The sequence below is a fragment of the Streptomyces atratus genome (assembly GCF_014648655.1).
GTDB lineage: Bacteria > Actinomycetota > Actinomycetes > Streptomycetales > Streptomycetaceae > Streptomyces > Streptomyces atratus.
Window position 1 is genome coordinate 236,243 of sequence record NZ_BMRN01000006.1, and the last position, 25,467, is coordinate 261,709.

Genomic DNA, 25,467 nt, shown 5'->3' on the forward strand with positions numbered 1-25,467 from the left:
CGCCTGTTCCCGGACCGAGCGGCACCCACCCCGTGCACGGGTACGGACACAGGCGAGCCGCACTGGCTTCCCGGCAGACCCCGGGGGCCGGACCGACGGAGGAGCACGTACGTGACCGTGGAGAGCACTGCCGCGCGCAAACCGCGACGCAGCAGCAAGCGGACCAGCGCCGTGAAAACACCCGCTAAGACGCCCGCCAAGACGCGACAGAGTTCCGAGCCCGAGCTCGTGCAACTGCTGACGCCCGAGGGCGAGCGGGTGGAGCATCCGGACTACCAGATCGACCTGACCGCCGAAGAGCTGCGCGGTCTGTACCGGGACATGGTCCTGACCCGCCGCTTCGACGCCGAGGCCACCGCCCTGCAGCGTCAGGGCGAGCTGGGCCTGTGGGCCTCGCTGCTCGGCCAGGAGGCCGCCCAGATCGGCTCCGGCCGGGCCCTGCGCGACGACGACTACGTCTTCCCGACCTACCGCGAGCACGGCGTCGCCTGGTGCCGGGGCGTCGACCCGACCAATCTGCTCGGGATGTTCCGCGGTGTGAACCACGGCGGTTGGGACCCGAACACCAACAATTTCCACCTGTACACGATCGTCATCGGCTCGCAGACCCTGCACGCCACCGGCTACGCCATGGGCGTCGCCAAGGACGGCGCGGACTCGGCCGTGATCGCGTACTTCGGCGACGGTGCCTCCAGCCAGGGAGACGTCGCCGAGTCCTTCACGTTCTCCGCGGTCTACAACGCCCCGGTCGTCTTCTTCTGCCAGAACAACCAGTGGGCGATCTCCGAGCCGACCGAGAAGCAGACCCGCGTCCCGCTCTACCAGCGCGCGCAGGGCTTCGGCTTCCCCGGCGTCCGGGTCGACGGCAACGACGTACTGGCCTGTCTGGCCGTCACCAGGTCGGCGCTGGAGCGGGCCCGCCGGGGTGAAGGACCCACCCTCGTCGAGGCGTTCACCTACCGGATGGGCGCGCACACCACCTCCGACGACCCGACGAAGTACCGGGCGGACGAGGAGCGGGCCGCCTGGGAGGCCAAGGACCCGATCCTGCGGCTGCGCACGTACCTGGAGAAGGAGGGCGCCGCCGACGAGGCGTTCTTCACCGCGCTGGACGAGGAGAGCGAGGCCCTCGGCAAGCGGGTGCGCGAGGTGGTGCGGGCGATGCCCGATCCGGACCCGATGGCGATCTTCGACAACGTCTACGCGGACGGGAACCCGCTCGTCGACGAGGAGCGCGCCCAGTTCGCCGCCTACCAGGCATCGTTCGCAGACACCGCCGAGGAGGGCAAGTAGCCATGGCCATGGAAAAGATGTCCATTGCGAAGGCTCTCAACGAGTCGCTGCGCAAGGCCCTCGACACCGACCCCAAGGTCCTCATCATGGGTGAGGACGTCGGCAAGCTGGGCGGGGTCTTCCGGATCACCGACGGACTCCAGAAGGACTTCGGCGAGGACCGGGTCATCGACACCCCGCTCGCCGAGTCCGGCATCGTCGGTACGGCGATCGGCCTGGCCCTGCGCGGCTACCGGCCCATCGTGGAGATCCAGTTCGACGGCTTCGTCTTCCCCGCGTACGACCAGATCGTCACGCAGCTCGCGAAGATGCACGCCCGGGCGCTCGGCAAGATCAAGCTGCCGGTCGTCGTGCGGATTCCGTACGGCGGCGGCATCGGCGCCGTCGAGCACCACAGCGAGTCCCCCGAGGCCCTGTTCGCGCACGTCGCGGGCCTGAAGGTGGTCTCGCCCTCGAACGCGAGCGACGCCTACTGGATGATGCAGCAGGCCGTCCAGAGCGACGACCCGATCATCTTCTTCGAGCCGAAGCGCCGCTACTGGGACAAGGGTGAGGTCGAGACCGACTCCATCCCCGGCCCGCTGCACCGTGCCTCGGTGGCGCGTACGGGCTCCGACCTCACGCTCGTCGCGTACGGCCCGATGGTGAAGGTCTGCCTGGAAGCGGCCGCGGCTGCCCAGGAGGAGGGCAAGTCGATCGAGGTCCTGGACCTGCGTTCGATGTCTCCGATCGACTTCGACACCATCCAGACCTCGGTCGAGAAGACCGGCCGGCTGGTCGTGGTCCACGAGGCGCCGGTGTTCTACGGCTCCGGGGCCGAGATCGCCGCCCGGATCACCGAGCGCTGCTTCTACCACCTGGAAGCACCGGTGCTGAGGGTCGGCGGCTATCACGCCCCGTACCCGCCGGCGCGGCTGGAGGACGAGTACCTGCCGGGTCTCGACCGTGTGCTCGACGCCGTCGACCGCTCGCTGGCGTACTGAGGACTGGGGCGTGACAACGATGAACGACACTTCCAACGCTGCTCGCTTCCGTGAGTTCAAGATGCCCGACGTGGGCGAGGGACTGACCGAGGCCGAGATCCTCAAGTGGTACGTCCAGCCCGGCGACACCGTCACCGACGGCCAGGTCGTGTGCGAGGTCGAGACGGCGAAGGCGGCCGTGGAGCTGCCGATCCCGTTCGACGGCGTGGTGCACGAGCTGCGCTTCCCCGAGGGCACGACGGTCGACGTCGGCCAGGTGATCATCGCGGTGGACGTGGCCCCGGGCAGCGGTGACGCGGTGCCGGCCCCGGCGGCCGAACCCGCCCCGGTTGCTCAGCCCGAACCGGAGCCCGAGGCCCCGAAGGGCCGCCAGCCGGTCCTGGTCGGCTACGGCGTCTCCGAGAGCTCGACCAAGCGACGGGCCCGCAAGGGCACGGCCGCTGCCGCGACGGCTGCCGCGACGGCGATCCAGAGCGAGATGAACGGCCACGCCACCGTCGTCCCGGAGAGCCGGCCGCTGGCCAAGCCGCCGGTCCGCAAGCTGGCCAAGGACCTGGGCATCGACCTGGCGACGGTCGTCCCGACCGGCGAGGGCGGCATCATCACCCGCGAGGACGTGCACGCGGCGGCCAAGCCCGTACCGGCACAGGCCCCCGCGCCGATCGCCGCTCCGGTGGCGACCGCCCCCGCTCCCGAGGCCCCGGCTCCGGCCGTGGTCACCACGGTGGGCGCCCGCGAGACCCGCATCCCGGTCAAGGGTGTACGGAAGGCCATCGCCCAGGCGATGGTCGGCAGCGCGTTCACGGCTCCGCACGTCACCGAGTTCGTCACCGTCGACGTGACGCGCACGATGAAGCTGGTGGCGGAGCTCAAGGAGGACAAGGACATGGCGGGGGTGCGGGTCAACCCGCTCCTGATCATCGCCAAGGCCCTCCTCGTCGCGATCAAGCGGAACCCGGAGGTCAACGCCGCCTGGGACGAGGCGAACCAGGAGATCGTGCAGAAGCACTACGTCAACCTGGGCATCGCCGCCGCCACCCCGCGCGGACTGATCGTCCCGAACATCAAGGACGCGCACGAGCAGACGCTCCCGCAACTGGCCGCGTCCCTGGGCGAGCTGGTCTCCACGGCCCGCGAGGGCAAGACCTCCCCGGCCGCGATGGCGGGCGGCACGGTGACCATCACCAACGTCGGCGTCTTCGGCGTCGACACGGGCACGCCGATCCTGAACCCGGGCGAGTCCGCGATCCTCGCGGTCGGTGCGATCAAGCTCCAGCCGTGGGTCCACAAGGGCAAGGTGAAGCCCCGCCAGGTGACCACGCTGGCCCTGTCGTTCGACCACCGCCTGGTCGACGGCGAGCTCGGCTCCAAGGTCCTGGCGGACGTCGCCGCGATCCTGGAACAGCCGAAGCGCCTGATCACCTGGGCGTAGCTGTACGAGATGGGCCCGCGCGAACGGCTTCGCGCGGGCCCATCGGCATGTCCGGCTTCCGCTGCAGGGCGAGTTCGGCGAACACGGTCTTCCCGACGTTGCGCGGCTCGACGCCCCAGTGGTCCGCGATCCCCGCGACGATGACGAGCCCCCGCCCGTAGCACTCGTCGTCCCCGGCCGCGCGCAGACCGGGCAGCCGCTCGCCGCGCGGGTCACTGACCGCGATACGCAGCATGGCCGCGCTGAGCGTGAGGTGGACGCGGAAGAGCCGCCCCCGGATGGCGCCGTGCAGTAACGCGTTGGTCGCCAACTCACTGACCAGCAAGGCAGCGTCGCCGACCAGGCCCGGATACCCCCACTCCCGAACGAGCCGCGCGGTGCGGCGCCGGGCGAAGGAGACGCTGCGGGCGGTGGGGGCGAAGTCGAGCCGGTCCTCGCGGAGGACGGGTTCGGGGGCGGGGGGCTTCTCCTGGGCTGAGGTCATGGTCGCGTACCTCTCGGTGAGGGGGCGGTGGCGATGCCGCGCCTGCGGGGCGCCGGTTTTGGCGCGGGGCAGGGCGGTGCACTTCCGCCGGTTTCGGCTCCGCTGTGCGAGCGGTTGTGCGCCGAACGTAGCGATTCGAGCTATGCCACACAACATCTCGGAGATAATTTTCCCCGTCAGGGTGATTGTGAGGTGCCGCCTGCCGGTTGGAGACTGTCTCCGACAACAGGAGGTGTCGAGCTGTGCCGAAGCCGCGCGCAGACATGGGGAACCGTGTGTCCACGGTCCTTGCACGTCAGTTGGGCAGTCAGCTGCTGAGCTTCAGAGAAGCCGCCGGACTGAACCAGACGCAAGCCGCGCAGGCACTCAGTGCTCAGGCGGCCAAGATCGCCAAGATGGAACATGGCTGGGTTCCGTTCCGGGACCCGGACGTCGTGGCGCTGTGCGCGGCGTACGGAGTTGACAGTCCGGACACGGTGGACGCTCTGCTTCGGCTGGCCAAGCTGGACCGGGAACGGCGGAGGGCAAAGGGCTGGTGGGCCACCTCGTTGACGCAAGGGAGTCTGCGCGAGTACATCGCCATGGAGGATGTGGCTCTCAGGTTGCGTACGTGGCAACTCGCTCTGATCCCAGGCTTGTTTCAGACGCCCGAGTACATGAGGGCCCTCTCCGTCGCAGCCGTCTCGCCTGACCGGATCGACGAGGTCGAGCGTCTGGTCGACGTGCGAGTACGCCGCCAGCGGCGCCTGTATGGCGACAACCCTCTACGAGTTCACGCGGTGATCTGGGAGGCGGCACTGCGACAGATGATCGGCGGCCCGCAGGTCATGAGGCAACAACTTGAGCATCTGTGTTCACTGGCCGAGATGCCCAATGTCGACGTGCAGGTACTCCCGTTCAGGGCGGGGGTGCACTTGTGCGGTGGAGGGCCCTTCAACATCCTGTCGTTCGTCGAGTCCGGTGCTCTGGATGTGGTGCACATGGACGGACTGCGCTCCACCAACTGGGTCGAAGGGGCCGAAGAGAGCGCCGCCTACACTGAGTTGTTCGCGCGCACCTGCGCCACGAGCCTCTCACCGTACGACTCGCTGCGGGTCATGGAGAGCATTGCCAAGGGGATGAACGAGTGACCGAGTTCCGCTTCAGGAAGTCCAGTTACAGCGAGCCGAACGGCGAGTGCGTCGAGGTCGCGCGCAACATACCCCGCACCGTCGCCGTCCGCGACTCCAAGCGCCCCGACGGCCCGCTCCTCGTCCTCGCTCCCACCGCGTGGGACAGCTTCACGGCGGGCCTGCGCCGGCAACCGTAGGCGCGGCGGTGGAACGGCGAGGGCGAGGAGGTCGCCTGCGATTTCCCCCGCGCCGCCGCCGTCCGTGACTTCGAGATGTCTATTCGACCCACACTGCCGTGTTCTGGCAGGCGTGCAGCAGCCACCTTCCGTCATCCTGCTTCGTCATGACGTAGAGCGGAGCGCCTTCCGTTTTGCCCTCCGGTGAGTGGTAGACCTGCCGAACCTTGACGGCCGCCACGTCGGGCCGCAGGAATTGCGTGTGCACTGCCTCGTAGGTGATCTCTCCTCCCAGTTGGCCGCAGGCAGCACGGTGCGGGTGAACTCGGCGATCGCGTCGAAGCCGATCAGGACCTTGCCGTGGCCGGTCGTCCAGAGGGCGTCGGGGTGGAAGAGTGTGAGGAAGCCCTCGACGTCCTTGGCGCGCTGAGCGCGCTCGACAGTGGCGACGACCTGTTCGATGGCTTTGATGTCTGCGGTTTCGGTGTTCATGCAGATCACTCTGGGATCTCAAGCGGACTTGAGGTCAGGATCGCCCCAGAACCTCAGCCGAACGCGAGAAGCGCGGTCTTCGCTGAGCGGGGAGACGCCGGCGCCCCGGGTGCGCGGACGTCCCACCGGCCCGCGCACTCGCACCCCGGCCGACACGGCGAACACGTTCTGGCAGCCAGTACGCGACCGCTCCCACGATGGTGCCCGCGACGGGCACCGTCGTGAAGACCAACCACCACCCGTGGCCGCCCATATCGCTCATGACTCCTCCTTGTTGACGACGACACCGGTTGCTCCCTCGATAGAGCGTTGAGGTGCCGTCAGCGACTGGAAGGTCGCTCAGAATCTCGGGCTCAAAAAAGGGGAACTGGCTGGCGGAGGCCCGCTGTTAGGGTGACCGGATGGCATCGGTCAAGAAGATCCAGATCACTTTCGACTGCGCGGATCCCGAGCGCGTCGCCCGTTTCTGGTGCGAGGTGCTGGGGTACGTCGCACCGCCCCCGCCGGAGGGGTTCGACACCTGGGACGCCTACAACGACTCGCTGCCGCCCGAGGAGCGGGGTGCGTGGTTCGCGTGCTCCGATCCCACGGGTGAGGGCCCGCGCATGTACTTCCAGCGCGTTCCCGAAGGCAAGGTCGCCAAGAACCGGGTGCACGTCGACGTCCGGGCCGGCACCGGGCTCGTGGGTGCGGAGCGGCTGGCCGTGCTCGAGGCCGAACGCGATCGGCTGGTGGCGCTCGGCGCGGTGTGCACGAAGGTGCTGTATGCCGACGAGGAGAACGAGTCGTGCATCAACATGCAGGACGTCGAGGGCAACGAGTTCTGTCTCGACTGAGCATTCTCCGGTACGGCGAGAGGGGGCCCGCTTGGTGCGGGCCCCCTCTTTGCGTGTGGTGCTGTGGATCGAGTGGGCTACTTCTTGAAGGAGTAGTCCATGATCTTCTTCATGTCCGCGGAACGGTTGGCCGCCGACGTCGAGGCGAGCACCGTGCCGATGACCGTCTTGCCGTTACGGGTCGCGGCGAAGACCAGGCAGTACTTGGCCGTCGGGCCGGAACCGGTCTTCACGCCGATGCCGCCGCTGTAGCTGCTGAGCATCGCGTTGGTGTTGGACCACGACATGTAGCGATAGCCACCGCTCTTCGTGGTGACCTTCTGCTTGGTCGACTTGGTCTTCACGACCGTGCGGAACGTGGAGCTCTTCATCGCGCTGCTGGCGATCTTCGTCAGGTCGCGCGGCGTCGAGTAGTTCGAGCCGTTCCCTATGCCGTCGAACGAGTCGAAGTGGGTGTTCTTCAGGCCGAGGGACTTGGCCTGGGCGTTCATCTTCCCGATGAACGACTTCACGCGGGCCGCGCGGGTGGTGCCGGAGCCGAACTTGTCGGCCAGCGCGTACGCGGCGTCGCAGCCGGACGGCAGCATCAGGCCGTACAGCAGCTGGCGGACGGTGACCTTGTCGCCCACGATCAGGCGGGCCGACGAGGCGCCCTTGGAGACGATGTAGTCGCTGTACGCCTTCTGGATCGTGACCTTGGAATCCAGGTTGAGGTTCTTCTGCGACAGGACGACCTTGGCGGTCATGATCTTGGTGGTGGATCCGGTGGAGCGACGGGTGTCCGCGGCCTTGGCGTACAGGGTCTTCGCGGTGCCGTTGTTCATCACGTAACCGCCCTTGGCGGTGATCGTGGGAGTGGGCGGCGTCGCGGCCTGTGCCGTGGAGGCGAACACGCTGCCCGCGATGACGGCACCCGCGGTGAGGGCCACGGTGGCAGTGGCGGAAACGCGGTTTATGCCCTTAATGCCGATTTTCAACTTGAACGCTCCAAATGCCCCTGGAATGCGGCCACATGAGGGTGCCGCTCGGTGGTGAGACTCATGGGGCCGGGGGAAGGATGTGCTGATTCCTGAGGCAATTTCGGAGGTAAGGGTGGTTCGGGCCGTGGGGTGGCGCCCATCCTGAACCTGTCCGGATCCCGGACGGGTCTCATCATGCACGCATGTTGTATCTATGCTGTGTACATGCCTGCCGCACCCCCAGCTGTGAAGTCCCCTGCGAAGTCCGCCGCGCAGTCGACCGTGAAGTCTTCCGTCAAGCAGCCCCCCGCCGCCGAGCGCGTCTACGCCCATATCAAGGAGGCGGTCCTGGACCGCCGCTACGAAGGCGGCACGCTCCTCACCGAAGGTGATCTCGCGACGGCCGTCGGTGTCTCCCGTACGCCCGTGCGTGAGGCGCTGCTGCGGCTGGAGGTCGAGGGGCTGATCAAGCTGTATCCGAAGAAGGGCGCTCTCGTTCTCGCCGTCTCCGCGCAGGAGATCGCGGATGTGGTGGAGACCCGGCTGCTCGTCGAGGAGTTCGCGGCCCGCAAGGCCGTTCCCGCCTCGGCGCAGTTGATCGGACGGCTCGAGAAACTTCTTCAGGAGCAGCGGCAGTTGGCCGAGGCCGGGGACCTGGCCGCCGTGTCCGTGAAGGACCGCTGCTTCCACGCGGAGATCGTGCGCAACGCGGGCAACGACATTCTCTCGCGCCTCTACGACCAGCTGCGCGACCGGCAGTTGCGGATGGGCGTCGCCGTGATGGAGGCGCACCCGGGCAGGATCGCCGACAACATCACCGAGCACGGTGAGCTGCTGGAAGCGATCAGGTCCGGTGACGCGGACGGTGCCGCACAAGTCGTGCGGCGTCATGTCAGCCGGGTCAAGGTGCTGGTCAGGGGTGAGGACCGGTGAGTTCTGCTGCCGCTCCCACCCTGTCCCTGCCCGGAGATCCACCCGGCGGCCGGCGTGCCGCGTGGGTCTGGGGCATCGGCGTCGCCGTCTACTTCGTCGCCATCATCTTCCGCACCAGCCTGGGTGTTGCCGGACTGGACGCCGCCGACCGGTTCCACGTCAACGCCTCCGCACTCTCCACGTTCTCCATCCTTCAGCTGCTCGTCTACGCGGGCATGCAGATACCCGTCGGCCTGATGGTCGACCGGCTCGGCACCAAGAAGGTCCTCACCCTCGGGGCCGTTCTGTTCACCCTGGGGCAGCTCGGCTTCGCGCTCTCCCCCTCGTACGGCATGGCGCTGGCGTCCAGGGCGCTGCTCGGCTGCGGCGACGCGATGACCTTCATCAGCGTGCTGCGGCTCGGTGCCCGCTGGTTCCCGGCCCGGCGCGGTCCGCTGATCGGGCAGGTCGCCGCGCTCTTCGGGATGGCGGGCAACCTCGTCTCGACGCTCTTCATCGCGAGGGCCCTGCACGGATTCGGCTGGACCACCACCTTCGTGGGCACTTCCGCCGCCGGGGTTCTCGTCCTCGTGCCTCTCCTGCTGTTCCTGAAGGACCACCCCGAGGGCCACGAGCCGCCGCCCGTCGAGCACGCGGGCGCCGCCTACGTACGCAAGCAGATCGCCGCCTCCTGGCGGGAGCCCGGCACCCGGCTCGGGATGTGGGTGCACTTCACCACGCAGTTCCCGGCCATGGTGTTCCTGCTGCTGTGGGGGCTGCCGTTCCTGGTGGAGGCACAGGGGCTGAGCCGGTCCACCGCCGGTGAGCTGCTCACCCTGGTGGTGCTCTCCAACATGGCGTTCGGGCTGGTCTACGGGCAGATCATCGCCCGCCACCATGAGGCCCGCGCCCCGCTGGCCCTCGGGACGGTCACCGTGACGGCCCTGCTCTGGGCGTCGACCATCTTCTACCCGGGCGACCGTGCGCCGATGTGGCTGCTGATCGTCCTGTGCGTGGTGCTCGGCGTGTGTGGTCCCGCCTCGATGATCGGCTTCGACTTCGCACGGCCCGCCAACCCGCCGGAGCGTCAGGGCACCGCCTCGGGCATCGTGAACATGGGCGGCTTCATCGCTTCGATGACCACGCTGTTCGCCGTCGGCGTGCTGCTGGACGCGACCGGCGACAACTACCGGATCGCGTTCGCCTCGGTCTTCGTGCTGGAGGCGCTCGGCGTCGTACAGATTCTGCGGCTGCACTCCCGGGCCACGCACCGCGAGCGGGAGCACCATGTGATCAGCCGCGTGGAAGCCGTGCACGTACCCGTGTAACGCGCCTGTCGCACCTGATCGGCGGCGCGCCCGTCCTCGCACGACGGGCGCCGCCGACCACGGTGGGGCGGCGCCGTGGCGCTATGGCGTCACGGCGAAGTTCTGCAGGATCGCCTCCGCCAGATCCTGGTCGCCCTCGACCTTGATCCGGTCCGCGACCGCACCCGCCCGTACCCGCCCGCAGGCGAGGCGGGAGTACGTCTCCCAGTCCATCGCCAGCGTCACCGCGGGCCCGAGCGACGGCGAACCGTCCACCGAACCGCGGCCCTCCGCATCGACCCTGACCGTGCGCAGGAACTCCATCGGCCCGTGCACATCGATCACGACCGCCGAATTGGCCGGTGCGCCCGCGTCCTTGGCGACCACCTTCGGCAGCGCGGCGAGCAGGGTGTCCCGGACGACAGAAGCGCCGGGGGAGTCCAGATTGCCGGGCTTCCCCAGCGTCGCCCGCAGATCCTGCTCATGCACCCAGACGTCGAAGGCCCGCATCCGCAGTGCCAGTTCGAGGGTCTGCTCGGCGCCGAGCGGCGCCCGGACCATGGTCTCGGGGTCACGTGTCTCGTTGCGCAGCTGACGTGCGCGGCGAATGATCGTGTACTCCAGCTCGGAGGTCATCTCCGGCGCGGTGTGGTGGCGCCGCACATCGACCTGCATCTCCATGTAGCGAGCGAAGTCGTTCTGTACATGGTAGAGATCGCGCGGCAGCGTGTGGATCGGACGCGGGTCGCCGAGCTGCTCGCACTCCATGCCGATGACGTGCGAGACGATGTCACGCACCGACCAGGCGGGGCACGGCGTACGGCGGTTCCACTCTCCCTCGGCGAGCGGCTTCACCAGCTCGGCTATCGACTCGATGGAATGGGTCCAGGCATCGGCGTAGGTCTGGAGGCTGGGATGGACGGTCACGGGACCCCTCGTGCGGTTCTGCGGTGCATGGGCTGGAGTGCTGGGCGCGGGCGGCGGGCTGCGTGGGAGGTTCGATCGCTAAGTTACGCTGCGAGCAGGCACCCCGGCAGTGCTTTCGTGTGACGATCGTAGGCCCGTGTTGACGGCTCGAATGCCAGGACGGTGGTAGTGTGCGCGCCTCCCTCATCCAGATCGCAGTAGACCCGGACGAATCCGTCAATTCCCGTAGGCAACGCGCGGCTTCGCTGATCGCGGCCCAGCGCGGTGCGGATCTGGTGGTTCTTCCTGAACTCTGGCCGGTCGGCGCGTTCGCGTACACCGCCTTCGCGGACGAGGCCGAGCCGCTCCAGGGGCCCACCCACGACATCATGGCGAAGGCCGCTGCCGACGCCGGGGTCTGGCTGCACGCGGGCTCCTTCGTCGAGCGCGCGGCCGACGGCACCCTCTACAACACCACGCTCGCCTTCACACCCGAGGGCGAGCGGGCCGCCGCGTACCGCAAGATCCACCGCTTCGGCTTCGACAAGGGCGAGGCGGTCATGATGGGCGCCGGCGAGGAGCTGGTCACGGTTGCCCTGCCGCAGACCACCCTTGGCCTCGCCACCTGCTACGACCTGCGCTTCCCGGAAATGTTCCGCGGCCTGGTCGACGCGGGCGCCGAGACGCTGATCGTCGCGGCGGGCTGGCCGGAGCGCCGTCGCGCCCACTGGACGCTCCTGGCCCGGGCCCGCGCCGTCGAGAACCAGTCGTACGTCCTGGCCGTCGGCACCGCGGGCACCCATGCCGGAATCCAGCAGGCCGGACACAGCATCGTCGTCGACCCCTGGGGCGAGGTGCTTGCCGAGGCGGGCGCGGACGAGGAGGTGCTCACCGTGGAGTTCGACCCGTCGAAGGTTGCCGCCACGCGCGAGCAGTTCCCGGCGCTCAAGGACCGCCGCCTGGGGCTGGCCCGGCCGGAGACGGGCAAGTAGACGTTTCACGTGAAACGCGCCGAGGTCAGCCCTCGTGCTCCTTGTCCGCGAGCACGATGACGCACACCGATACGGCGACGAGCAGTGCCGCGTCGGCGTCCTCCCGTACGACATCGATCCCGTACGTGTCCCGGACGGTCAGCCACCGCCGTGAGATCTGGGCCAGCAGTTCCCCGTCGTAGTCGATGGCGAACTCGCGGTCCAGGATCTTGCCGCTGACGTCGAGTTCGGTGCCGTCGACCAGCGTGACCCGGTAGTGGTTGCGCAGCAGCGACAGCCGCTTGCGCTTGATCCTGGCGAGCTGCTCGCCGTCCCGCTCGATGAGCATCGTGTCGCGCAGGCTGAGCAGCTTCTGCCGGATCTCGACCAGGATCCGGCCCTGCGCGTCCTTCAGCTCGAAGGTGTCCCGCACCCGCATGGCCTTGCCGTCGACGAGGAACACCTTGCGTCCGTCCGCGTCCTCGATCCAGTAGTCGTCACCGACGGCGAAGAGCCGTTCACGCACCAGGAATTTCATGGCTCACAGGTTCCCCGAGGTACCTGCGGAATGCGTGGACGCCACGGTGATGTTGACTGTTCACATGGCAACACGTGCGCGCGTCAGGGCCCCCGAGCTGGTCGGCAGGGGCGGCTGGCTCAATACGGGCGACCAGCAGTACACCCTCGCTGACCTGCGAGGACGCATTGTCATTCTGGATTTTTGGACGTTCTGCTGTGTGAACTGTCTGCATGTCCTCGATGAGCTGCGCGAGCTGGAGGAGAAGCACCGCGACACCGTCGTGATCATCGGTGTGCACTCGCCGAAGTTCGTCCACGAGGCCGAGCACCAGGCCGTCGTCGACGCCGTCGAGCGGTACGAGGTCCACCACCCGGTCCTCGACGACCCGGAACTGGCGACGTGGAAGCAGTACGCCGTACGGGCCTGGCCCACGCTCGTCGTCATCGACCCCGAGGGCTATGTCGTCGCCCAGCACGCGGGCGAGGGCCATGCGCACGCCATCGCGAAGCTGGTCGAGGAGCTGGAGGCCGAGCACGGCGCGAAGGGCACGCTGCGCCGCGGCGACGGCCCCTACGTCGCGCCCGAGCCGGTCGCCACGCATCTGCGCTTCCCGGGCAAGGCCCTGCTCCTGCCCGACGGCGGGTTCCTCGTCTCCGACACCACCCGCCACCGCCTGGTCGAGATCGAACGTGACGGTGAAACGGTTCGCCGTCACATCGGTACGGGGGACAGGGGGATCGCCGACGGCGGGCCCGAGGGGGTCCGGTTCTCCGAGCCGCAGGGGCTGGCCGTGCTGCCCGACGGCCGGATCGCGGTCGCCGACACCGTCAACCACGCCATCCGCGCCCTCGACCTCACCACCGGGTTGACGACGACCCTCGCCGGTACCGGCCGCCAGTGGTGGCAGGGTTCGCCGACGACCGGCCCGGCCCGCGAGGTCGACCTCTCCTCTCCCTGGGACGTCGCCTGGTTCGCGGACCGGCTGTGGATCGCCATGGCGGGCGTGCACCAGCTGTGGACGTACGATCCCGCGACGGAGACCGTGCAGGTCGCGGCGGGCACGACCAACGAGGGCCTGGTCGACGGGCCGGCGGACGAGGCCTGGTTCGCCCAGCCGTCGGGGCTCGCCACGTCGGCCGACGGGGAGCGGCTGTGGGTCGCCGACTCGGAGACGTCCGCCCTGCGGTACGTCGAGCGCGACGGCACTGGCTTTGCCGTCCGTACGGCCGTCGGCACCGGCCTCTTCGACTTCGGACACCGCGACGGTGCCGCGGATCAGGCCCTGTTCCAGCATCCGCTGGGCGTGACCGCGCTGCCCGACGGGTCCGTCGCCGTGTGCGACACGTACAACCACGCGCTGCGGCGCTACGACCCCGCGAGCGGTGAGGTCACCACCCTGGCCACGGATCTGCGCGAGCCCAGCGACGCCGTGCTGGTCGAAGGCGATCTCGTCGTCGTCGAGTCCGCCCGGCACCGGCTGACCCGGCTGCGGCTCCCGGAGGAGGCCGTACGCGTCGCCGGCCAGGCACACCACACGCAGCGCGCGGCCACCGAGATCACCCCTGGCACGCTCCGGCTCGATGTGGTCTTCCAGGCCCCCGCCGGGCAGAAGCTGGACACCCAGTACGGTCCCTCGACCCGGCTGCTGGTCTCGGCGACCCCGCCCGAGCTGCTGGCGGAGGGCTCCGGTCCCGGTACCGATCTGTTCCGCGACCTGGTCCTGGCCGATGGCGTCACCGAGGGCGTCCTGCATGTGTCCGCGATGGCGGCGTCCTGCGACGACGACCCGGAGAACGAGTACCCGGCCTGCCATGTCCACCAGCAGGACTGGGGCGTCCCCGTCCGCGTGACCGCGGAAGGAACGCCCCGGCTGCCGCTGGTGCTGGCAGGGATGGACGAGCAGGCCTGACGGCGCCCGGAGCTCCGGACACGGAGGGTCTTCTGCGCCGGGTGAGGTGCGTGCGGCGGGGTAGGGGCCGCGTCCCGCGGGGCTCGTCGTACGGCCCGGCTCAGCGGGTCAGGAGGTGCCCGCCTGCTTCATGGAGCTCACCGCTTCGGCGACCGTGCTCCGGTACAGGCCGAGCTTCGGGTCGCGCACCTTCACATCGGGGCCGAGCTCGAAGTTCTGCGTCTCCGCGTTGGGCATGTGGTCGCCGTCGGCGAGCACGTTCATCTCGTCGATCCAGGTCAGGCCGTTCGCACCGCTCGGGTTGAGGTCGATCACGGCGATGGCGGCCGTCTTGGGCTTGACCGGGTACGCGGGTGCGCCGCCCAGGCCGCCGGGAACGGTCGGCTGGATGTCGGAGCTGTGGTCCGAGGCCTTCGCGGCGCCCAGGCTGACCCGCGGGAAGTAGCTCAGGCCGCAGGAGTTCGCGCCGACGTTGTTGACCTCGATCACCTGCTGGGTGGCCGAGCCCTGGCGGGGGTACACGCGCACCGACAGGTCCGCGCTCTTGCACGGGTGCTTGTAGGCGTAGCTGTCGCTGGTGTCGCCGCCCGTCTTGGCGCTGCCGTTGGACGTGCCAGTCTTCGAGGTGCCGGTCTTCGAGGTGCCCGTCTTCGTGGCTCCGGTGTTCTGCCCGGCACCGCCGGTCTTCGCGGTGCCCGTGGTCTTCGCGTCGGTGGCGTCCGTCGAGGCGGCAGCCGCTGCGGCGTCGCTCGCCGGGCCGGCGGACTTCGTGCCGGAATCGTCGCCACCGCAGGCGGTGAGGGCCAGGGCGAGCACGGCGGTGGTCGCGGCGGCAAGGATGGTGGTGCGGTTGCGGAGCGTACTCATGGAAATTCCCCCGAATGTGACGGTGAGGTGAACGCCGGGTCATGTGGCGAGCGCCTCTGACCTGCTGACATGTATGAGTCTGGGGTCCGCCGCTCATGTTCTGCTGCCGTCCCGCTAACGTCCCGCTGACGCCCCGTCCCTCCCCCTCACGTCGCTGCGCGGGGGCGCGGCTCACCCGTCTTCGGCGAGCCGCCGGACCGCCTGTTCGTACCGTTTGCGGTACTCCGACTGTGCCGTCACCCGCAACAACGCTTCGAGGGCCCGTACCGCTCCCTCGTCGTAACCGGTGCGCTCCGCCTCCTCGGCCGCCCGGTCCAGCAGCCGGACGCCTTCGCTCTCCTCGCCGAGCGCCAGACGGGCCTCGCCGCTGGTGGTCAGCAGCAGCACCCGGCGTGCGGCCTCCTCGTGCTCGGGCCCGAGGTCGAGCGCCGTCCGGGCGGAGACGAGGGCGTCCTGCGGCCGGTTCGCGGCGAGCTGCATCCGGGCGAGGTGCTGCAGCGCGAGCATCTCGGTGTGTGCGTCGCGTTCTTCACGGGCCAGGCCCACGGCCTGGCCGCAGCCCTCCAGCGCCATGTCGAGCGCGCCCTCCTCGGCCTGCACGACGGCCAGGTTGATCAGCGCGGTCGCCTCGCCGAGCCGGTCACCGGCCTGCCGGGCGAGGCCGGGCGAGCGTTCCAGCAGGGTGACGGCCTCGGCGGTCCTGCCCTCCGCGGTCAGCACCCAGCCCAGCAGATTGATCACCCGCGACTCGGCGTACGGATCGTTCTCGGTGCGGGCGGAGTCCAGCGCCAGTTCCAGCAGCGGGGCCCAGCTGTCCCGTACCCGCCAGACCACCTGCGGCCACTGGAGCAGGATGATCCGCCAGGCCCGGTCGTCGAGCCCGGCGGCCCTGGCCGCGACGGCGGCCAGGGCCAGGTCGTCGCGTTCGGTGGCCAGCCAGTGCATCGCCGCCGCCCGGTCGGTGAAGTCCCTTGTCGCGGTGGGGCGGTGGTAGTCGTCCGGCAGGACGAAACAGGGCTCACCGCCGGGTTCGGCCGTGTCGGCGGCGGCGAGCGCGGTGGCGATGTAGTGGTCGAGGACACCGACGAGGGCCTCGGACCCGGACGCGGGGTCCAGACCGCGGGCGTAGAGGCGTACCAGATCGTGCAGCACCCAGCGCCCGGGCGTCGTCTCGGTGACGAGGTGGGCGGTGGCGAGCCGTTCCAGCGCCGCTGCCGCGACCACCGGGTCCGTGCCGGCGAGTGCGGCGGCCGTGTACGGGTCGAAGTGGCCGCCGGGGTGGTGGCCGAGCCGGGCGAACTGGTGGATGGCGTCCGGCGGCAACTGCTGCACGGTCAGCCGCAGCGCGGCCGAGACACCGGTGTCGTCCACGTCGAGGTACGTCAGCCGACTCCGCTCGTCGGCCAGTTCGTCGGCCAGTCCTGCCAGCGTCCACTGCGGACGCCCCGCCAGCCGGGCCGCGGTGACACGCAGGGCGAGCGGCAGGCCTCCGCAGAGCCCGGCGAGCCGGCGGGCCGCCACCGGTTCGGCGAGGACCCGGTCCTCGCCGAGGACACCGGCCAGCAGGGCCGTGCTGTCCTGCGGTTCGAGTATGTCGAGCGGGACGGGACGGGCCGCGTCCGAGGCGATGAGGCCTTCCAGCCGGTGCCGGCTGGTGACCAGCGTGACGCAGTCGATGCCGCCCGGCAGCAGTGGCCTGACCGTGGCGGAGTCGCGGGCGTTGTCGAGGACGACGAGCAGCCGGCGCCGGTCGGTCAGGGAACGGAAGAGCGCCGCCGCGGCGGGGACCGACTCGGGGACGCGGCGCGGCGCGACGCCGAGCGCCAGCAGGAACTCACGCAGAACTTCGATGAGCGCGGGCTCACCGGTGTCACTGAATCCGCGCAGATCGGCGAAGAGCCGTCCGTCCGGGGAGGCGGCGGGGTTGCGGTGCGCCCACTGGAGGGCCAGCGCGGTCTTTCCCACGCCGGCCGGCCCGGTGACCAGACAGACGGGCGCCTCGCCGGCCGCGGCCCGGGTGAGCGCGGCCAGTTCGGCGCCCCGCCCGTGGAAGCCGCGGGGTGCGCGGGGCAGCAGATCGGTGGGGTGCGGCTCGCCGACGAGGGGCGGCGGCGGGGGGAGGAAACGGGGAGACGGCAGGCCGGGGGCCAAGTGCCTACCGGCTCCCGCCCTGTCCCCCGTACCGCTGGTGGAGCCGCCCGGGTGGTCGGCCGGTTCGGCTTCCGCCCTGTCCCGTGTACCGCTGGTGGAGCTGCCCGGGTGGTCGGCCGGTTCGGTCTCCGTGTCCGGCCCGACCCGACGCTCGGCCACCGGACGGGCCACGGACAAAGCCCCGTTGCTGTTGGCGATGCCCGTGCCGTTGCCGTGACCGCTCCCGCCGCCGTGGCCTCTCTCGATGCCCGTGCCACTGCCGGAGCCGTTGCGTGGCCGACCCGGACCGCGCATCGGCGCTGCCGGGCCGTCGGCCGTGTTCCTTCGGGCGTCCGGTGCGGTGTCCCGCGCGGCGTCCGGCCCGGGGTCGCCGCGCAGGATCAGCGCGTACGCATCGGCGAGCTCGTGCCCCGGGTCGACCCCCAGCTCATCGGCGAGAAGCCGCCTCGTGCGGTGGAACCAGTCCAGTGCCTCCGACTGACGTCCCGCCCGGTACAGCGCCGTCATCAAGGCCGCCGCCAGCGACTCCCGCATCGGATGCGCAACCGCTTCCGCCCGTAGCACCGACGCGGCCCGGTTGTGCTCCCCCAACGTCGCATAGGCGAGCGCCAGTTGCTCGACCGTCGCCAGCCGTGACTCCTCCAGCGAGTGCGCGGCCGCCTGGAGCGGCGGACCAGCGAACGCGCCGTTGAGCGCCGGTCCCTCCCACAGCGACAGGGCATCCTTGAGCATCAGTACGGAGTCGACGGGGCTGCGCTGCTCCCGCGCCAGCATCAGCAGTTCCTCGAACCGCTGGGAGTCCAGCAGGGTTTCCGGCACCCGCAGCAGATACGCGTCGCCGAGGGTGACCAGCTCCACCCCGTACGCCTCCGCGTCCGCGCCCACCAGGAGGGCGCGCAGCCGGGACACATGCCCCTGGATGACGCCACGGGCGTGCAGCGGCGGTGTGTCGTCCCACAGGCAGTCCGTCAGCCGGGCGATGGAGACCGGTGTGTTGGCGGACAGCAGGAGCGCGGCGAGCAGGCTGCGGCGTTTGGCGGGGCCGAGTGGCAGCGGCCCGGTGAGTGTGTCGACGGAGACGGTGCCGAGCAACCGGAACTCCACGAGTTTCTCCCCTTCCGGGCGGGATACGCCCGAGGTGGGGCCCGGGACAAGTCCCAGAATATCGGGGGCTCCGAGGGGCCGACGACGGGTCGCCCCGGTCGGCGGGGCGCGACCTGACCGGCGCCGTGGGTCAGGGGTGGCGGCGCTCGTCCTCGGACACGACAGTCGTGCGGGGCGGCACGACCATCCGGCGGCGCCGCGCGATGCTCGCGTGGACGAAGACCCCGATGATGCCGACGATCATCATGATCCAGCCGACCAGGTCGACGTTGACGGTGTCCATCTTCCAGTCGGTGGCGAAGGCCGGTATCGCCCCGGCGCCGATGAGGATGATGCATCCTCCGAGGCCCATGGATCCCGCCTCCTCGACGGCCCGGCGGTTCCGGGCCGGTGTACGGATCGCGTACCCGGCCCGGCAACGACCATGCCCGGGGCTGCGGTCGGTCTCAGCCCGCCAGGAACGCCGTCATCGCGTTGGCCAGCAGATACGGATCGTCCGCGCCGCACAGTTCACGGGCGCTGTGCATCGACAGGATCGCGACGCCGATGTCCACGGTCTGAATGCCGTGCCGGGCGGCGGTGATCGGGCCGATCGTGGTGCCGCACGGCATCGAGTTGTTGGAGACGAACGTCTGCCACGGCACGTCCGCCTTCTGGCACGCCGCCGCGAACACGGCCCGGCCGCTGCCGTCGGTCGCGTAGCGCATATTGACGTTGACCTTGAGGATCGGTCCGCCGTTGACCACCGGGTGGTGGGTCGGGTCGTGGCGCTCGGCGTAGTTGGGGTGGATCGCGTGACCGGTGTCCGAGGAGAGACAGACGGTCCCGGCGAAGGCGCGGGCCCGGTCCTCGTACGTACCGCCACGGGCGAACACCGAGCGTTCCAGGACCGTGCCGAGCAGCGGTCCGTCGGCGCCGGTGTCGGACTGCGAGCCGTTCTCCTCGTGGTCGAAGGCGGCCATGACCGGGATGTACGGAAGTTCGGTGTCCGGCTGCCCGGCGACGGCGGCGAGCGCGGCGGTCGCGGAGTGCACGGAGAGCAGGTTGTCCATCCTGGGCCCGGCCAGCAGCTCACGGTCCCGGCCCAGGTAGGCGGGCGGCTCGACGGGGTGCGGCATCAGGTCCCAGCCGGTCACGTCCTCGGCGTCGACGCCCGCCTCCTCGGCGACGAAGCGGATCAGGTCGCCCTCCTCGACGTCCCCGAGACCCCAGATCGGCTGCATGTGCTTCTGCCGGTCGAGCTTCAGGCCGTCGGGGTTGGCGGAACGGTCCAGGTGTACGGCCAGCTGCGGTACGCGCAGGAGCGGCCGGTCGATGTTCACCAGCCGGTGCGTGCCGTCGCGCAGCGAGATCCGGCCGGCGAGACCGAGGTCCCGGTCGAGCCAGGTGTTGAGGAGCGTCCCGCCGTAGATCTCCACGGCGATCTGCCGCCAGCCGTACGCCCCGGTGTCGGGCAGCGGCTTGACCCGCAGATTCGGCGAGTCGGTGTGCGCTCCGACGATCCGGTACGGAGTGTGCGCCGCGGCGCCCTCCGGCACGTACCAGGCCACGATCGCACCGCCGCGCAGGACGTACTTCCCCCCGCTGGTGCCGTCCCAGGCCGCGGTCTCCTCGACCTGTCGGAACCCGGCCTTCTCCAGCCGCTCGGCCGCGGTGGCCACGGCGTGGTAGGGGGAAGGGGAGGCCATCAGGAAGGCCATCAGATCGTCGGTGTGACCGCGGTCGAAGCGGAGGGAGGAACTCATGTTCTTCACTGTAACGAGGCAGGACCGAGAGGTTTCACGGTCGCCCCGCGGCCGGCGCCCGCTCAATGTCCGGGGAGCGTCGCGGGGGCTTCTCGCCGTTCCGGGGCCACCGGGACTACAGCTTGTCGATGGCGGTCAGGTCGATGTCGATGTCGTACGGGGCGGAGAGCTTCAGCCGGTCGTGGTGGACGCCGGTGGAGACGTATGTCTTGTTGACCGGGTCCAGCTGATACGTCCAGACCACGGGCCGGTCGTTCTCGGCCATCTCGACGAGCCAGAAGTTCGGGATGCCCGCCCCCGCGTACTTGTGCGGCTTGGTGTCGCGGTCCCTGGCCTCGGAATCGGGCGAGACGACCTCCACGGCGAGCAGGACATCGGCGGCCTGGTAGCGGGTCTGGCGCTGGTCCCCGTCCGCTTCGGCCGTCACCACGACGAGGTCGGGTTCCGGGGCGTTGCGTTTGCCGAGCACGACGGCCATTTCGCGGCGAACGCGAAGATCTTCCGGAACGTGGCTGCGCAGCCCCTGTTCCAACAGATACATCGCCAGCGTGTGGAACTTCCGCTGCGGACTCACGAAAACAAGACTCCCGTCGATCAGCTCTGTGTGCGGCGGGAGGTCGTGAAGCGTGAACAGGTCGTCCACGGTGTAGCCGTCCGGCGGCGGGACCGGCCACTTGGAATCGTCGCGCCGCAGCTGCGACGCCTTGGGCAGTGCCTCGGCGGTCATGGTTCCTCCCATGGACGGGATTCTGGGCCCTGCAGTCAGCCTACCCAGCTGATACGACAGCACCGCCACCCGAAAGCGTGTCCGGGTGACGGTGCGTGTTGACGTCTGGGGCGGAGAAGGCTTAGAACGCGGCCTCGTCCAGCTCCATCAGCGAGTTGTCGACGGACTCGGCGAGCGCGCGCTCGGCGGAGACGCCCGGCAGGACGTTCGCGGCGAAGAACTTCGCGGCGGCGATCTTGCCCTGGTAGAAGGCGACATCCTTCGCGGAGGCGGCCGGCAGCTTCTCGGCCGCCACGGCCGCGCCCTTGAGCAGCAGGTAGCCGACGACGACATCGCCGGAGGCCATCAGCAGGCGGGTGGTGTTGAGGCCCACCTTGTAGATGTTCTTGACGTCCTTGCCGGTCGCCGTGAGGTCGGTGATCATCGTGCCGACGATCGCCTCCAGGTCCACGGCCGCCTTGGCGAGCGAGTCCAGCGCACCGGACAGCTCCTCGTTGCCCTGGGCGCCCGCGAGGAACTTCTTGATCTCCTCGGACAGTGCGTTGAGCGAGGCGCCCTGGTCGCGGACGATCTTCCGGAAGAAGAAGTCCTGGCCCTGGATCGCCGTCGTGCCCTCGTACAGCGTGTCGATCTTGGCGTCACGGATGTACTGCTCGATCGGGTACTCCTGGAGGTACCCGGAGCCGCCGAACGTCTGGAGCGACTGCGCCAGCTGCTCGTACGACTTCTCCGAGCCGTAGCCCTTCACGATCGGGAGCAGCAGGTCGTTGAGGCCGTGCAGCGCCTTGGCGTCCTCGCCCGCGGCCTCCTTCTCCTGGATCGCGTCCTGGACGGAGGCGGTGTACAGCACGAGGGAGCGCATGCCCTCCGCGTACGCCTTCTGCGTCATGAGCGAGCGGCGCACGTCGGGGTGGTGCGTGATGGTGACCTTGGGGGCGGTCTTGTCCATGAACTGCGACAGGTCCGTGCCCTGGACGCGCTCCTTGGCGTACTCCAGCGCGTTGAGGTAGCCGGTCGACAGGGTCGCGATGGCCTTCGTGCCGACCATCATGCGGGCGAACTCGATGATGCGGAACATCTGGCGGATGCCGTCGTGCTTGTCACCGATCAGCCAGCCCTTGGCGGGGTGCTGGTCGCCGAACGTCATCTCGCAGGTGTTGGACGCCTTGAGGCCCATCTTGTGCTCGACGTTCGTCGCATACACGCCGTTGCGCTCGCCCAGCTCGCCGGTGGTCCAGTCGAAGTGGAACTTCGGGACCATGAAGAGCGAGAGGCCCTTCGTGCCCGGACCTGCGCCCTCGGGGCGGGCCAGCACGTAGTGGATGATGTTCTCGGACATGTCGTGCTCGCCCGAGGTGATGAAGCGCTTCACACCCTCGATGTGCCAGGAGCCGTCCTCCTGCGCGACGGCCTTCGTGCGGCCCGCGCCGACGTCCGAACCGGCGTCCGGCTCGGTCAGCACCATCGTCGAGCCCCACTGCCTCTCGACGGCGATCTCGGCGATCTTCTTCTGCGCCTCGTTGCCCTCGTCGAAGAGGATGCCGGCGAACGCCGGGCCCGAGGAGTACATCCAGACGGCCGGGTTCGAGCCGAGCAGCAGCTCCGCGTAGGACCAGATCAGGGAGCGCGGGGAGGTGGTGCCGCCGATCTCCTCGGGCAGGCCCAGACGCCAGTACTCGGAGTCCATGAACGCCTGGTACGACTTCTTGAAGGTCTCCGGGACCGGCGCGGTGTTGGTCTCCGGGTCGAAGACCGGCGGGTTGCGGTCGGCGTCGGCGAAGGATGCGGCCAGCTCGTTCTCCGCGAGGCGGGCGACCTCGTCGAGGATGCTCTTCGCCGTCTCGACGTCCATCTCGGCGAACGGGCCGGTGCCGTACGTCTTGTCGCGCCCGAGCACCTCGAAGAGGTTGAACTCGATGTCGCGGAGATTCGACTTGTAGTGCCCCATGTGAAGGCTCCGTAATCAATAGCAGTGGCGTGCAGCACCCCGGGAAGGGGCGTGGGCCGGGCGGGCGACGAGCTGGCGGTGCGCATATCAGCTGACCTCTCCGATGATGCTACCCGTCAGTAATAAGACGCAACCCCTCAAGGGTCCGATGTGGCCGATTACTCTTTGCGGTATGTACGGCTACGACCAGAACCCGGGCGCACAGCAGCAGATGGGTGGCGGCTACGGCGAGCAGCCGCTGTATCCCGAGCCCTCGCCGCCGTCCCTGGGGGACGCGGTACGGGCCTTCACCACCGGCTCGCTGTCCGCCGAGGACTTCCAGCAGATCTTCGCGACGTCGAAGGTCTACTGCCCGCGCGGCGACAACCCCGGATTCCTCGCGCTGCACAACACCCAGCAGCCGGTGATCCCGATGTTCACCACGCTCAAGGAGCTGCGGCTGTACGCGGGCAAGGAGTCCAAGTACTTCGTGATCACCGGGGCCGAGGTGATCGACCTGCTGCCGACCGGCTACGGCTTCGTCCTCGACATGGAGGGTGAGCACCGCATGGTCTTCGACGCCAAGGCCGTGGAGCAGATGGTCGACTTCGCGATGCGCCGTATGTACGGCTGACGTCAGAGCCTTCCGGAAGGGGCCCGTACCGATCGGTACGGGCCCCTTCGCGTTGTCGTGGGCGGTGCGGGAATGAATGACGCCTTGCGGGATGTTCACCATTCAACTAAATTGGGCTCAGGACAATCCCGGAGGTGGCTCCCATGCCCGCAGTGACCGTCGAAAACCCACTGACCCTGCCCAAGGTCGCCGCCTCGGGCGACGCCACGGCCCACGTACCTGATCGACGGAACCTTCGTCCACCAGGACTCCAACGGCGGCGGCGGAACCATCCGCAACGGCGACACCCAGTGGATGACCGCAGGGTCCGGCCTCCTCCACATCGAGGCCCCGCCGGAGTCCCTCGTGATGTCGGGCGGTCTCTTCCACGGCCTCCAGCTCTGGGTGAACCTGCCCAAGGCCGACAAGATGATGGACCCCCGCTACCAGGACATCCGCGGCGGCCAGGTCCAGCTCCTCGCCTCCCCGGACGGCGGCGCGCTGCTCCGCGTCATCGCCGGTGAGCTCGACGGGCACGAGGGCCCCGGCATCACCCACACCCCGATCACGATGATCCACGCCACCGTCCGCCCCGGCGCCGAGGTGACCCTGCCGTGGCGCGAGGACTTCAACGGACTCGCGTACGTGCTCGCCGGGCGCGGCACCGTCGGTGCGGAGCGCCGCCCCGTCCACATGGGGCAGACAGCAGTCTTCGGCGCCGGTTCCTCGCTGACCGTCCGCGCGGACGAGAAGCAGGACGGCAACGCCCCGGACCTTGAGGTCGTCCTGCTCGGCGGCCGTCCGATCCGCGAGCCGATGGCGCACTACGGGCCGTTCGTGATGAACAGTCAGGCCGAACTGAAGCAGGCCTTCGAGGACTTCCAGGCCGGTCGCCTCGGTACGGTGCCCGCCGTCCACGGAATGTGACACCCGCGGACGGAGTGGACATCACACCTGCACCGTGATCGGGTGGGAGGGTGCAGACCCCAAAACCCCTCCTGCCCGACGGTGCGCGGCGCACAGCCGCCTGGTGCGGTGTCGTTCTCCTCGTCACCGGGGTTGCCGCGGTCGCGGTCTGGCTGTGCATCATCTTCAAGACCGCGGTCACCCCCGTTCTGCTCGCGCTGCTCGGCACGGCGCTGCTCGGCCCGGTCCACCGCCGGCTGACCGCCCGCGGAATGAACCGCTCGCTGGCCGCGGGGCTCACCTGCGCCCTGCTCGTCGCGGTGGTCGGCGGCGCCGGATACATCGTCGTCACCGCGCTCGTCGACACCGGCGACCAGATCGTCCGGTCGCTGAAGGACGCCGGGCAGTGGATCATCGACCACTTCGGGATCGGCAAGAACACCAATGTGGACGACCTCGTCGCCAATGCCCGCAAACTCGTCGAGAAGTTCGGCGCGAGCGCCGCGGGCGGAATCCTCTCCGGGATCAGCCTGATCGGCTCGCTGCTCGCGACCAGCGTCCTCGCCCTCCTGCTGACCTTTTTCTTCCTGCGCGACTCCGACAAGGCCGTGTCCCTCGCACACTCGGTCGCCCCGCGCGGTACCGGGGACCTGGTCGAGGCCATGGGGCGGCGGGCCTTCGAAGCCGTCCAGGGCTTCATGCGCGGCACCACGTTCATCGCGCTGATCGACGCCGTCTGCATCACGGCCGGACTGCTGATCCTGCGGGTGCCGGGCGCGGTGGGGCTCGGTGCGCTGGTCTTCGTCGGCGCCTACATCCCTTACCTCGGGGCGTTCCTCTCCGGTGCGGTCGCGATCCTGGTCGCGCTCGCCGACCGGGGACTCGTGATCGCACTGTGGGTGCTGGGGGTCGTGCTCGCCGTACAGGTCCTGGAGGGCCATGTGCTGCAGCCGATGATCCAGAGCCGTACGGTCCAGATGCACCCCGCCACCATCATGATCGCGATCACCGCGGGCGCCAGCGTGGCGGGCCTGCTGGGCATGCTGCTCGCGGTACCGGCCTGCGCGGCGGCCTTCGGCATCCTCGGCGAACTGCGCGGAGAGCGTTCCAGCCCGTCCGGCGCCTGAGGACGGAA

The 25,467-nt window shown here is 69.5% G+C and carries 22 protein-coding genes and 2 pseudogenes; 13 read left to right on the forward strand and 11 right to left on the reverse strand.

From position 1 onward, the window contains the following. Positions 1-111: 111 nt before the first annotated feature. From pdhA to IEZ15_RS13195, 3 genes are read left to right on the forward strand one after another with little or no spacing between them, the layout of a single operon-like run. A complete protein-coding gene (gene pdhA / locus IEZ15_RS13185; RefSeq protein ID WP_189276692.1) occupies positions 112-1,293 on the forward strand; it encodes a pyruvate dehydrogenase (acetyl-transferring) E1 component subunit alpha in 1,182 nt (393 codons plus the stop codon). Between the two features lie 2 nt (positions 1,294-1,295). Continuing rightward, positions 1,296-2,276, forward strand: a complete 981-nt coding sequence (locus tag IEZ15_RS13190; RefSeq protein WP_114245456.1) for an alpha-ketoacid dehydrogenase subunit beta — start codon at positions 1,296-1,298, stop codon at positions 2,274-2,276. A gap of 10 nt (positions 2,277-2,286) precedes the next feature. Next, positions 2,287-3,708, forward strand: coding sequence for a dihydrolipoamide acetyltransferase family protein (locus IEZ15_RS13195; protein WP_189276694.1), 1,422 nt, complete (start codon positions 2,287-2,289; stop codon positions 3,706-3,708). Here IEZ15_RS13195 and IEZ15_RS13200 read toward each other — a convergent pair. Further along, complete coding sequence (locus IEZ15_RS13200; protein ID WP_189276696.1) at positions 3,695-4,192, reverse strand: ATP-binding protein; 498 nt, start codon at positions 4,190-4,192, stop codon at positions 3,695-3,697. The two genes, IEZ15_RS13195 and IEZ15_RS13200, sit on opposite strands and share 14 nt — an antisense overlap. Positions 4,193-4,434: 242 nt before the next feature. On the opposite strand from IEZ15_RS13200, the gene IEZ15_RS13205 reads away from it, so the two are divergent. Together IEZ15_RS13205 and IEZ15_RS13210 are read left to right on the forward strand one after the other, a co-directional pair. Continuing rightward, positions 4,435-5,322, forward strand: coding sequence for a DUF5753 domain-containing protein (locus IEZ15_RS13205; RefSeq protein ID WP_229845865.1), 888 nt, complete (start codon positions 4,435-4,437; stop codon positions 5,320-5,322). Continuing rightward, positions 5,319-5,501 carry a DUF397 domain-containing protein gene (locus tag IEZ15_RS13210; RefSeq protein WP_189276698.1) on the forward strand — a complete coding sequence of 61 codons (183 nt, stop codon included), beginning with the start codon at positions 5,319-5,321 and terminating at the stop codon, positions 5,499-5,501. The genes IEZ15_RS13205 and IEZ15_RS13210 overlap by 4 nt, the downstream gene beginning before the upstream one ends. 79 nt (positions 5,502-5,580) lie before the next feature. Here IEZ15_RS13210 and IEZ15_RS13215 read toward each other — a convergent pair. Continuing rightward, positions 5,581-5,972 (reverse strand): annotated as a pseudogene (locus IEZ15_RS13215) (SgcJ/EcaC family oxidoreductase). Positions 5,973-6,373: 401 nt separating this feature from the next. Here IEZ15_RS13215 and IEZ15_RS13220 point away from each other — a divergent pair. Next, on the forward strand, positions 6,374-6,808 hold the full coding sequence (locus IEZ15_RS13220) for a VOC family protein (RefSeq protein ID WP_189276700.1): 435 nt from the start codon (positions 6,374-6,376) through the stop codon (positions 6,806-6,808). Between the two features lie 77 nt (positions 6,809-6,885). Here IEZ15_RS13220 and IEZ15_RS13225 read toward each other — a convergent pair whose 3' ends face one another. Next, on the reverse strand, positions 6,886-7,785 hold the full coding sequence (locus IEZ15_RS13225; RefSeq protein ID WP_189276702.1) for a D-alanyl-D-alanine carboxypeptidase family protein: 900 nt from the start codon (positions 7,783-7,785) through the stop codon (positions 6,886-6,888). Positions 7,786-7,992: 207 nt separating this feature from the next. Here IEZ15_RS13225 and IEZ15_RS13230 point away from each other — a divergent pair, with 207 nt between their 5' ends. Then, entirely contained in the window at positions 7,993-8,700 is a 708-nt protein-coding gene (locus IEZ15_RS13230) for a GntR family transcriptional regulator (RefSeq protein ID WP_229845866.1), read from the forward strand. Beyond that, positions 8,697-10,007, forward strand: coding sequence for an MFS transporter (locus IEZ15_RS13235; protein ID WP_189276704.1), 1,311 nt, complete (start codon positions 8,697-8,699; stop codon positions 10,005-10,007). Before IEZ15_RS13230 ends, IEZ15_RS13235 begins: the two co-directional genes overlap by 4 nt. Positions 10,008-10,088: 81 nt before the next feature. On the opposite strand, the gene IEZ15_RS13240 is transcribed toward IEZ15_RS13235, so the two are convergent. Then, positions 10,089-10,913 (reverse strand): maleylpyruvate isomerase family mycothiol-dependent enzyme, encoded by an 825-nt coding sequence (locus tag IEZ15_RS13240; protein ID WP_114245448.1) that lies wholly within the window; start codon positions 10,911-10,913, stop codon positions 10,089-10,091. 170 nt (positions 10,914-11,083) lie between these two features. Between IEZ15_RS13240 and IEZ15_RS13245 the strand changes: the two genes are divergently transcribed. Continuing rightward, positions 11,084-11,884, forward strand: coding sequence for a carbon-nitrogen family hydrolase (locus IEZ15_RS13245; RefSeq protein WP_189276706.1), 801 nt, complete (start codon positions 11,084-11,086; stop codon positions 11,882-11,884). A 25-nt stretch (positions 11,885-11,909) separates the two neighbouring features. Here the strand turns inward: IEZ15_RS13245 and IEZ15_RS13250 are convergent, their stop codons facing one another. Next, positions 11,910-12,401 carry an LURP-one-related/scramblase family protein gene (locus IEZ15_RS13250; protein WP_114245446.1) on the reverse strand — a complete coding sequence of 164 codons (492 nt, stop codon included), beginning with the start codon at positions 12,399-12,401 and terminating at the stop codon, positions 11,910-11,912. Positions 12,402-12,465: 64 nt separating this feature from the next. Here IEZ15_RS13250 and IEZ15_RS13255 point away from each other — a divergent pair, with 64 nt between their 5' ends. Further along, on the forward strand, positions 12,466-14,292 hold the full coding sequence (locus tag IEZ15_RS13255; protein WP_189276708.1) for an NHL domain-containing thioredoxin family protein: 1,827 nt from the start codon (positions 12,466-12,468) through the stop codon (positions 14,290-14,292). 108 nt (positions 14,293-14,400) lie between these two features. On the opposite strand, the gene IEZ15_RS13260 is transcribed toward IEZ15_RS13255, so the two are convergent. From IEZ15_RS13260 to IEZ15_RS13285, 6 genes are all read right to left on the reverse strand, one after another. Beyond that, positions 14,401-15,159: a DUF4232 domain-containing protein gene (locus IEZ15_RS13260; protein ID WP_189276709.1), complete on the reverse strand. Its 759-nt coding sequence runs from the start codon at positions 15,157-15,159 to the stop codon at positions 14,401-14,403. Between the two features lie 171 nt (positions 15,160-15,330). Then, positions 15,331-18,414, reverse strand: a complete 3,084-nt coding sequence (locus IEZ15_RS13265) for an AfsR/SARP family transcriptional regulator (RefSeq protein ID WP_189276712.1) — start codon at positions 18,412-18,414, stop codon at positions 15,331-15,333. Between the two features lie 130 nt (positions 18,415-18,544). Next, positions 18,545-18,766, reverse strand: a complete 222-nt coding sequence (locus IEZ15_RS13270; protein ID WP_189276714.1) for a DUF6458 family protein — start codon at positions 18,764-18,766, stop codon at positions 18,545-18,547. A gap of 94 nt (positions 18,767-18,860) precedes the next feature. Beyond that, positions 18,861-20,159, reverse strand: coding sequence for a M18 family aminopeptidase (locus IEZ15_RS13275; RefSeq protein ID WP_189276716.1), 1,299 nt, complete (start codon positions 20,157-20,159; stop codon positions 18,861-18,863). Positions 20,160-20,274: 115 nt separating this feature from the next. After that, positions 20,275-20,898 (reverse strand): Uma2 family endonuclease, encoded by a 624-nt coding sequence (locus IEZ15_RS13280; RefSeq protein ID WP_189276718.1) that lies wholly within the window; start codon positions 20,896-20,898, stop codon positions 20,275-20,277. 109 nt (positions 20,899-21,007) lie between these two features. Next, the gene (locus IEZ15_RS13285; RefSeq protein ID WP_114245440.1) at positions 21,008-22,834 is read right to left on the reverse strand and encodes an acyl-CoA dehydrogenase; all 1,827 of its coding nucleotides are present in this window, start codon (positions 22,832-22,834) and stop codon (positions 21,008-21,010) included. A gap of 172 nt (positions 22,835-23,006) precedes the next feature. Here IEZ15_RS13285 and IEZ15_RS13290 point away from each other — a divergent pair, with 172 nt between their 5' ends. The 3 genes and pseudogenes from IEZ15_RS13290 (at position 23,007) to IEZ15_RS13300 (ending at position 25,459) form a co-directional block, all read left to right on the forward strand. Next, the gene (locus tag IEZ15_RS13290; RefSeq protein WP_072487501.1) at positions 23,007-23,447 is read left to right on the forward strand and encodes an SseB family protein; all 441 of its coding nucleotides are present in this window, start codon (positions 23,007-23,009) and stop codon (positions 23,445-23,447) included. Positions 23,448-23,657: 210 nt separating this feature from the next. Then, a pseudogene (locus tag IEZ15_RS13295) lies at positions 23,658-24,353 on the forward strand (pirin family protein); the annotation flags it as partial. A gap of 50 nt (positions 24,354-24,403) precedes the next feature. After that, positions 24,404-25,459, forward strand: a complete 1,056-nt coding sequence (locus tag IEZ15_RS13300; RefSeq protein WP_189276721.1) for an AI-2E family transporter — start codon at positions 24,404-24,406, stop codon at positions 25,457-25,459. Positions 25,460-25,467: the final 8 nt, after the last annotated feature.

Excerpts from the sequence above, each read along its gene's own strand:
- IEZ15_RS13190 (WP_114245456.1), top strand. The coding sequence starts at position 1,296 with ATGGCCATGGAAAAGATGTCCATTGCGAAGGCTCTCAACGAGTCGCTG.
- IEZ15_RS13260 (WP_189276709.1), bottom strand. The coding sequence starts at position 15,159 with ATGAGTACGCTCCGCAACCGCACCACCATCCTTGCCGCCGCGACCACC.
- IEZ15_RS13285 (WP_114245440.1), bottom strand. The coding sequence starts at position 22,834 with ATGGGGCACTACAAGTCGAATCTCCGCGACATCGAGTTCAACCTCTTC.
- IEZ15_RS13275 (WP_189276716.1), bottom strand. The coding sequence starts at position 20,159 with ATGAGTTCCTCCCTCCGCTTCGACCGCGGTCACACCGACGATCTGATG.
- IEZ15_RS13255 (WP_189276708.1), top strand. The coding sequence starts at position 12,466 with ATGGCAACACGTGCGCGCGTCAGGGCCCCCGAGCTGGTCGGCAGGGGC.
- IEZ15_RS13290 (WP_072487501.1), top strand. The coding sequence starts at position 23,007 with ATGTACGGCTACGACCAGAACCCGGGCGCACAGCAGCAGATGGGTGGC.
- IEZ15_RS13220 (WP_189276700.1), top strand. The coding sequence starts at position 6,374 with ATGGCATCGGTCAAGAAGATCCAGATCACTTTCGACTGCGCGGATCCC.
- IEZ15_RS13250 (WP_114245446.1), bottom strand. The coding sequence starts at position 12,401 with ATGAAATTCCTGGTGCGTGAACGGCTCTTCGCCGTCGGTGACGACTAC.
- IEZ15_RS13200 (WP_189276696.1), bottom strand. The coding sequence starts at position 4,192 with ATGACCTCAGCCCAGGAGAAGCCCCCCGCCCCCGAACCCGTCCTCCGC.
- IEZ15_RS13280 (WP_189276718.1), bottom strand. The coding sequence starts at position 20,898 with ATGGGAGGAACCATGACCGCCGAGGCACTGCCCAAGGCGTCGCAGCTG.
- IEZ15_RS13270 (WP_189276714.1), bottom strand. The coding sequence starts at position 18,766 with ATGGGCCTCGGAGGATGCATCATCCTCATCGGCGCCGGGGCGATACCG.
- IEZ15_RS13230 (WP_229845866.1), top strand. The coding sequence starts at position 7,993 with ATGCCTGCCGCACCCCCAGCTGTGAAGTCCCCTGCGAAGTCCGCCGCG.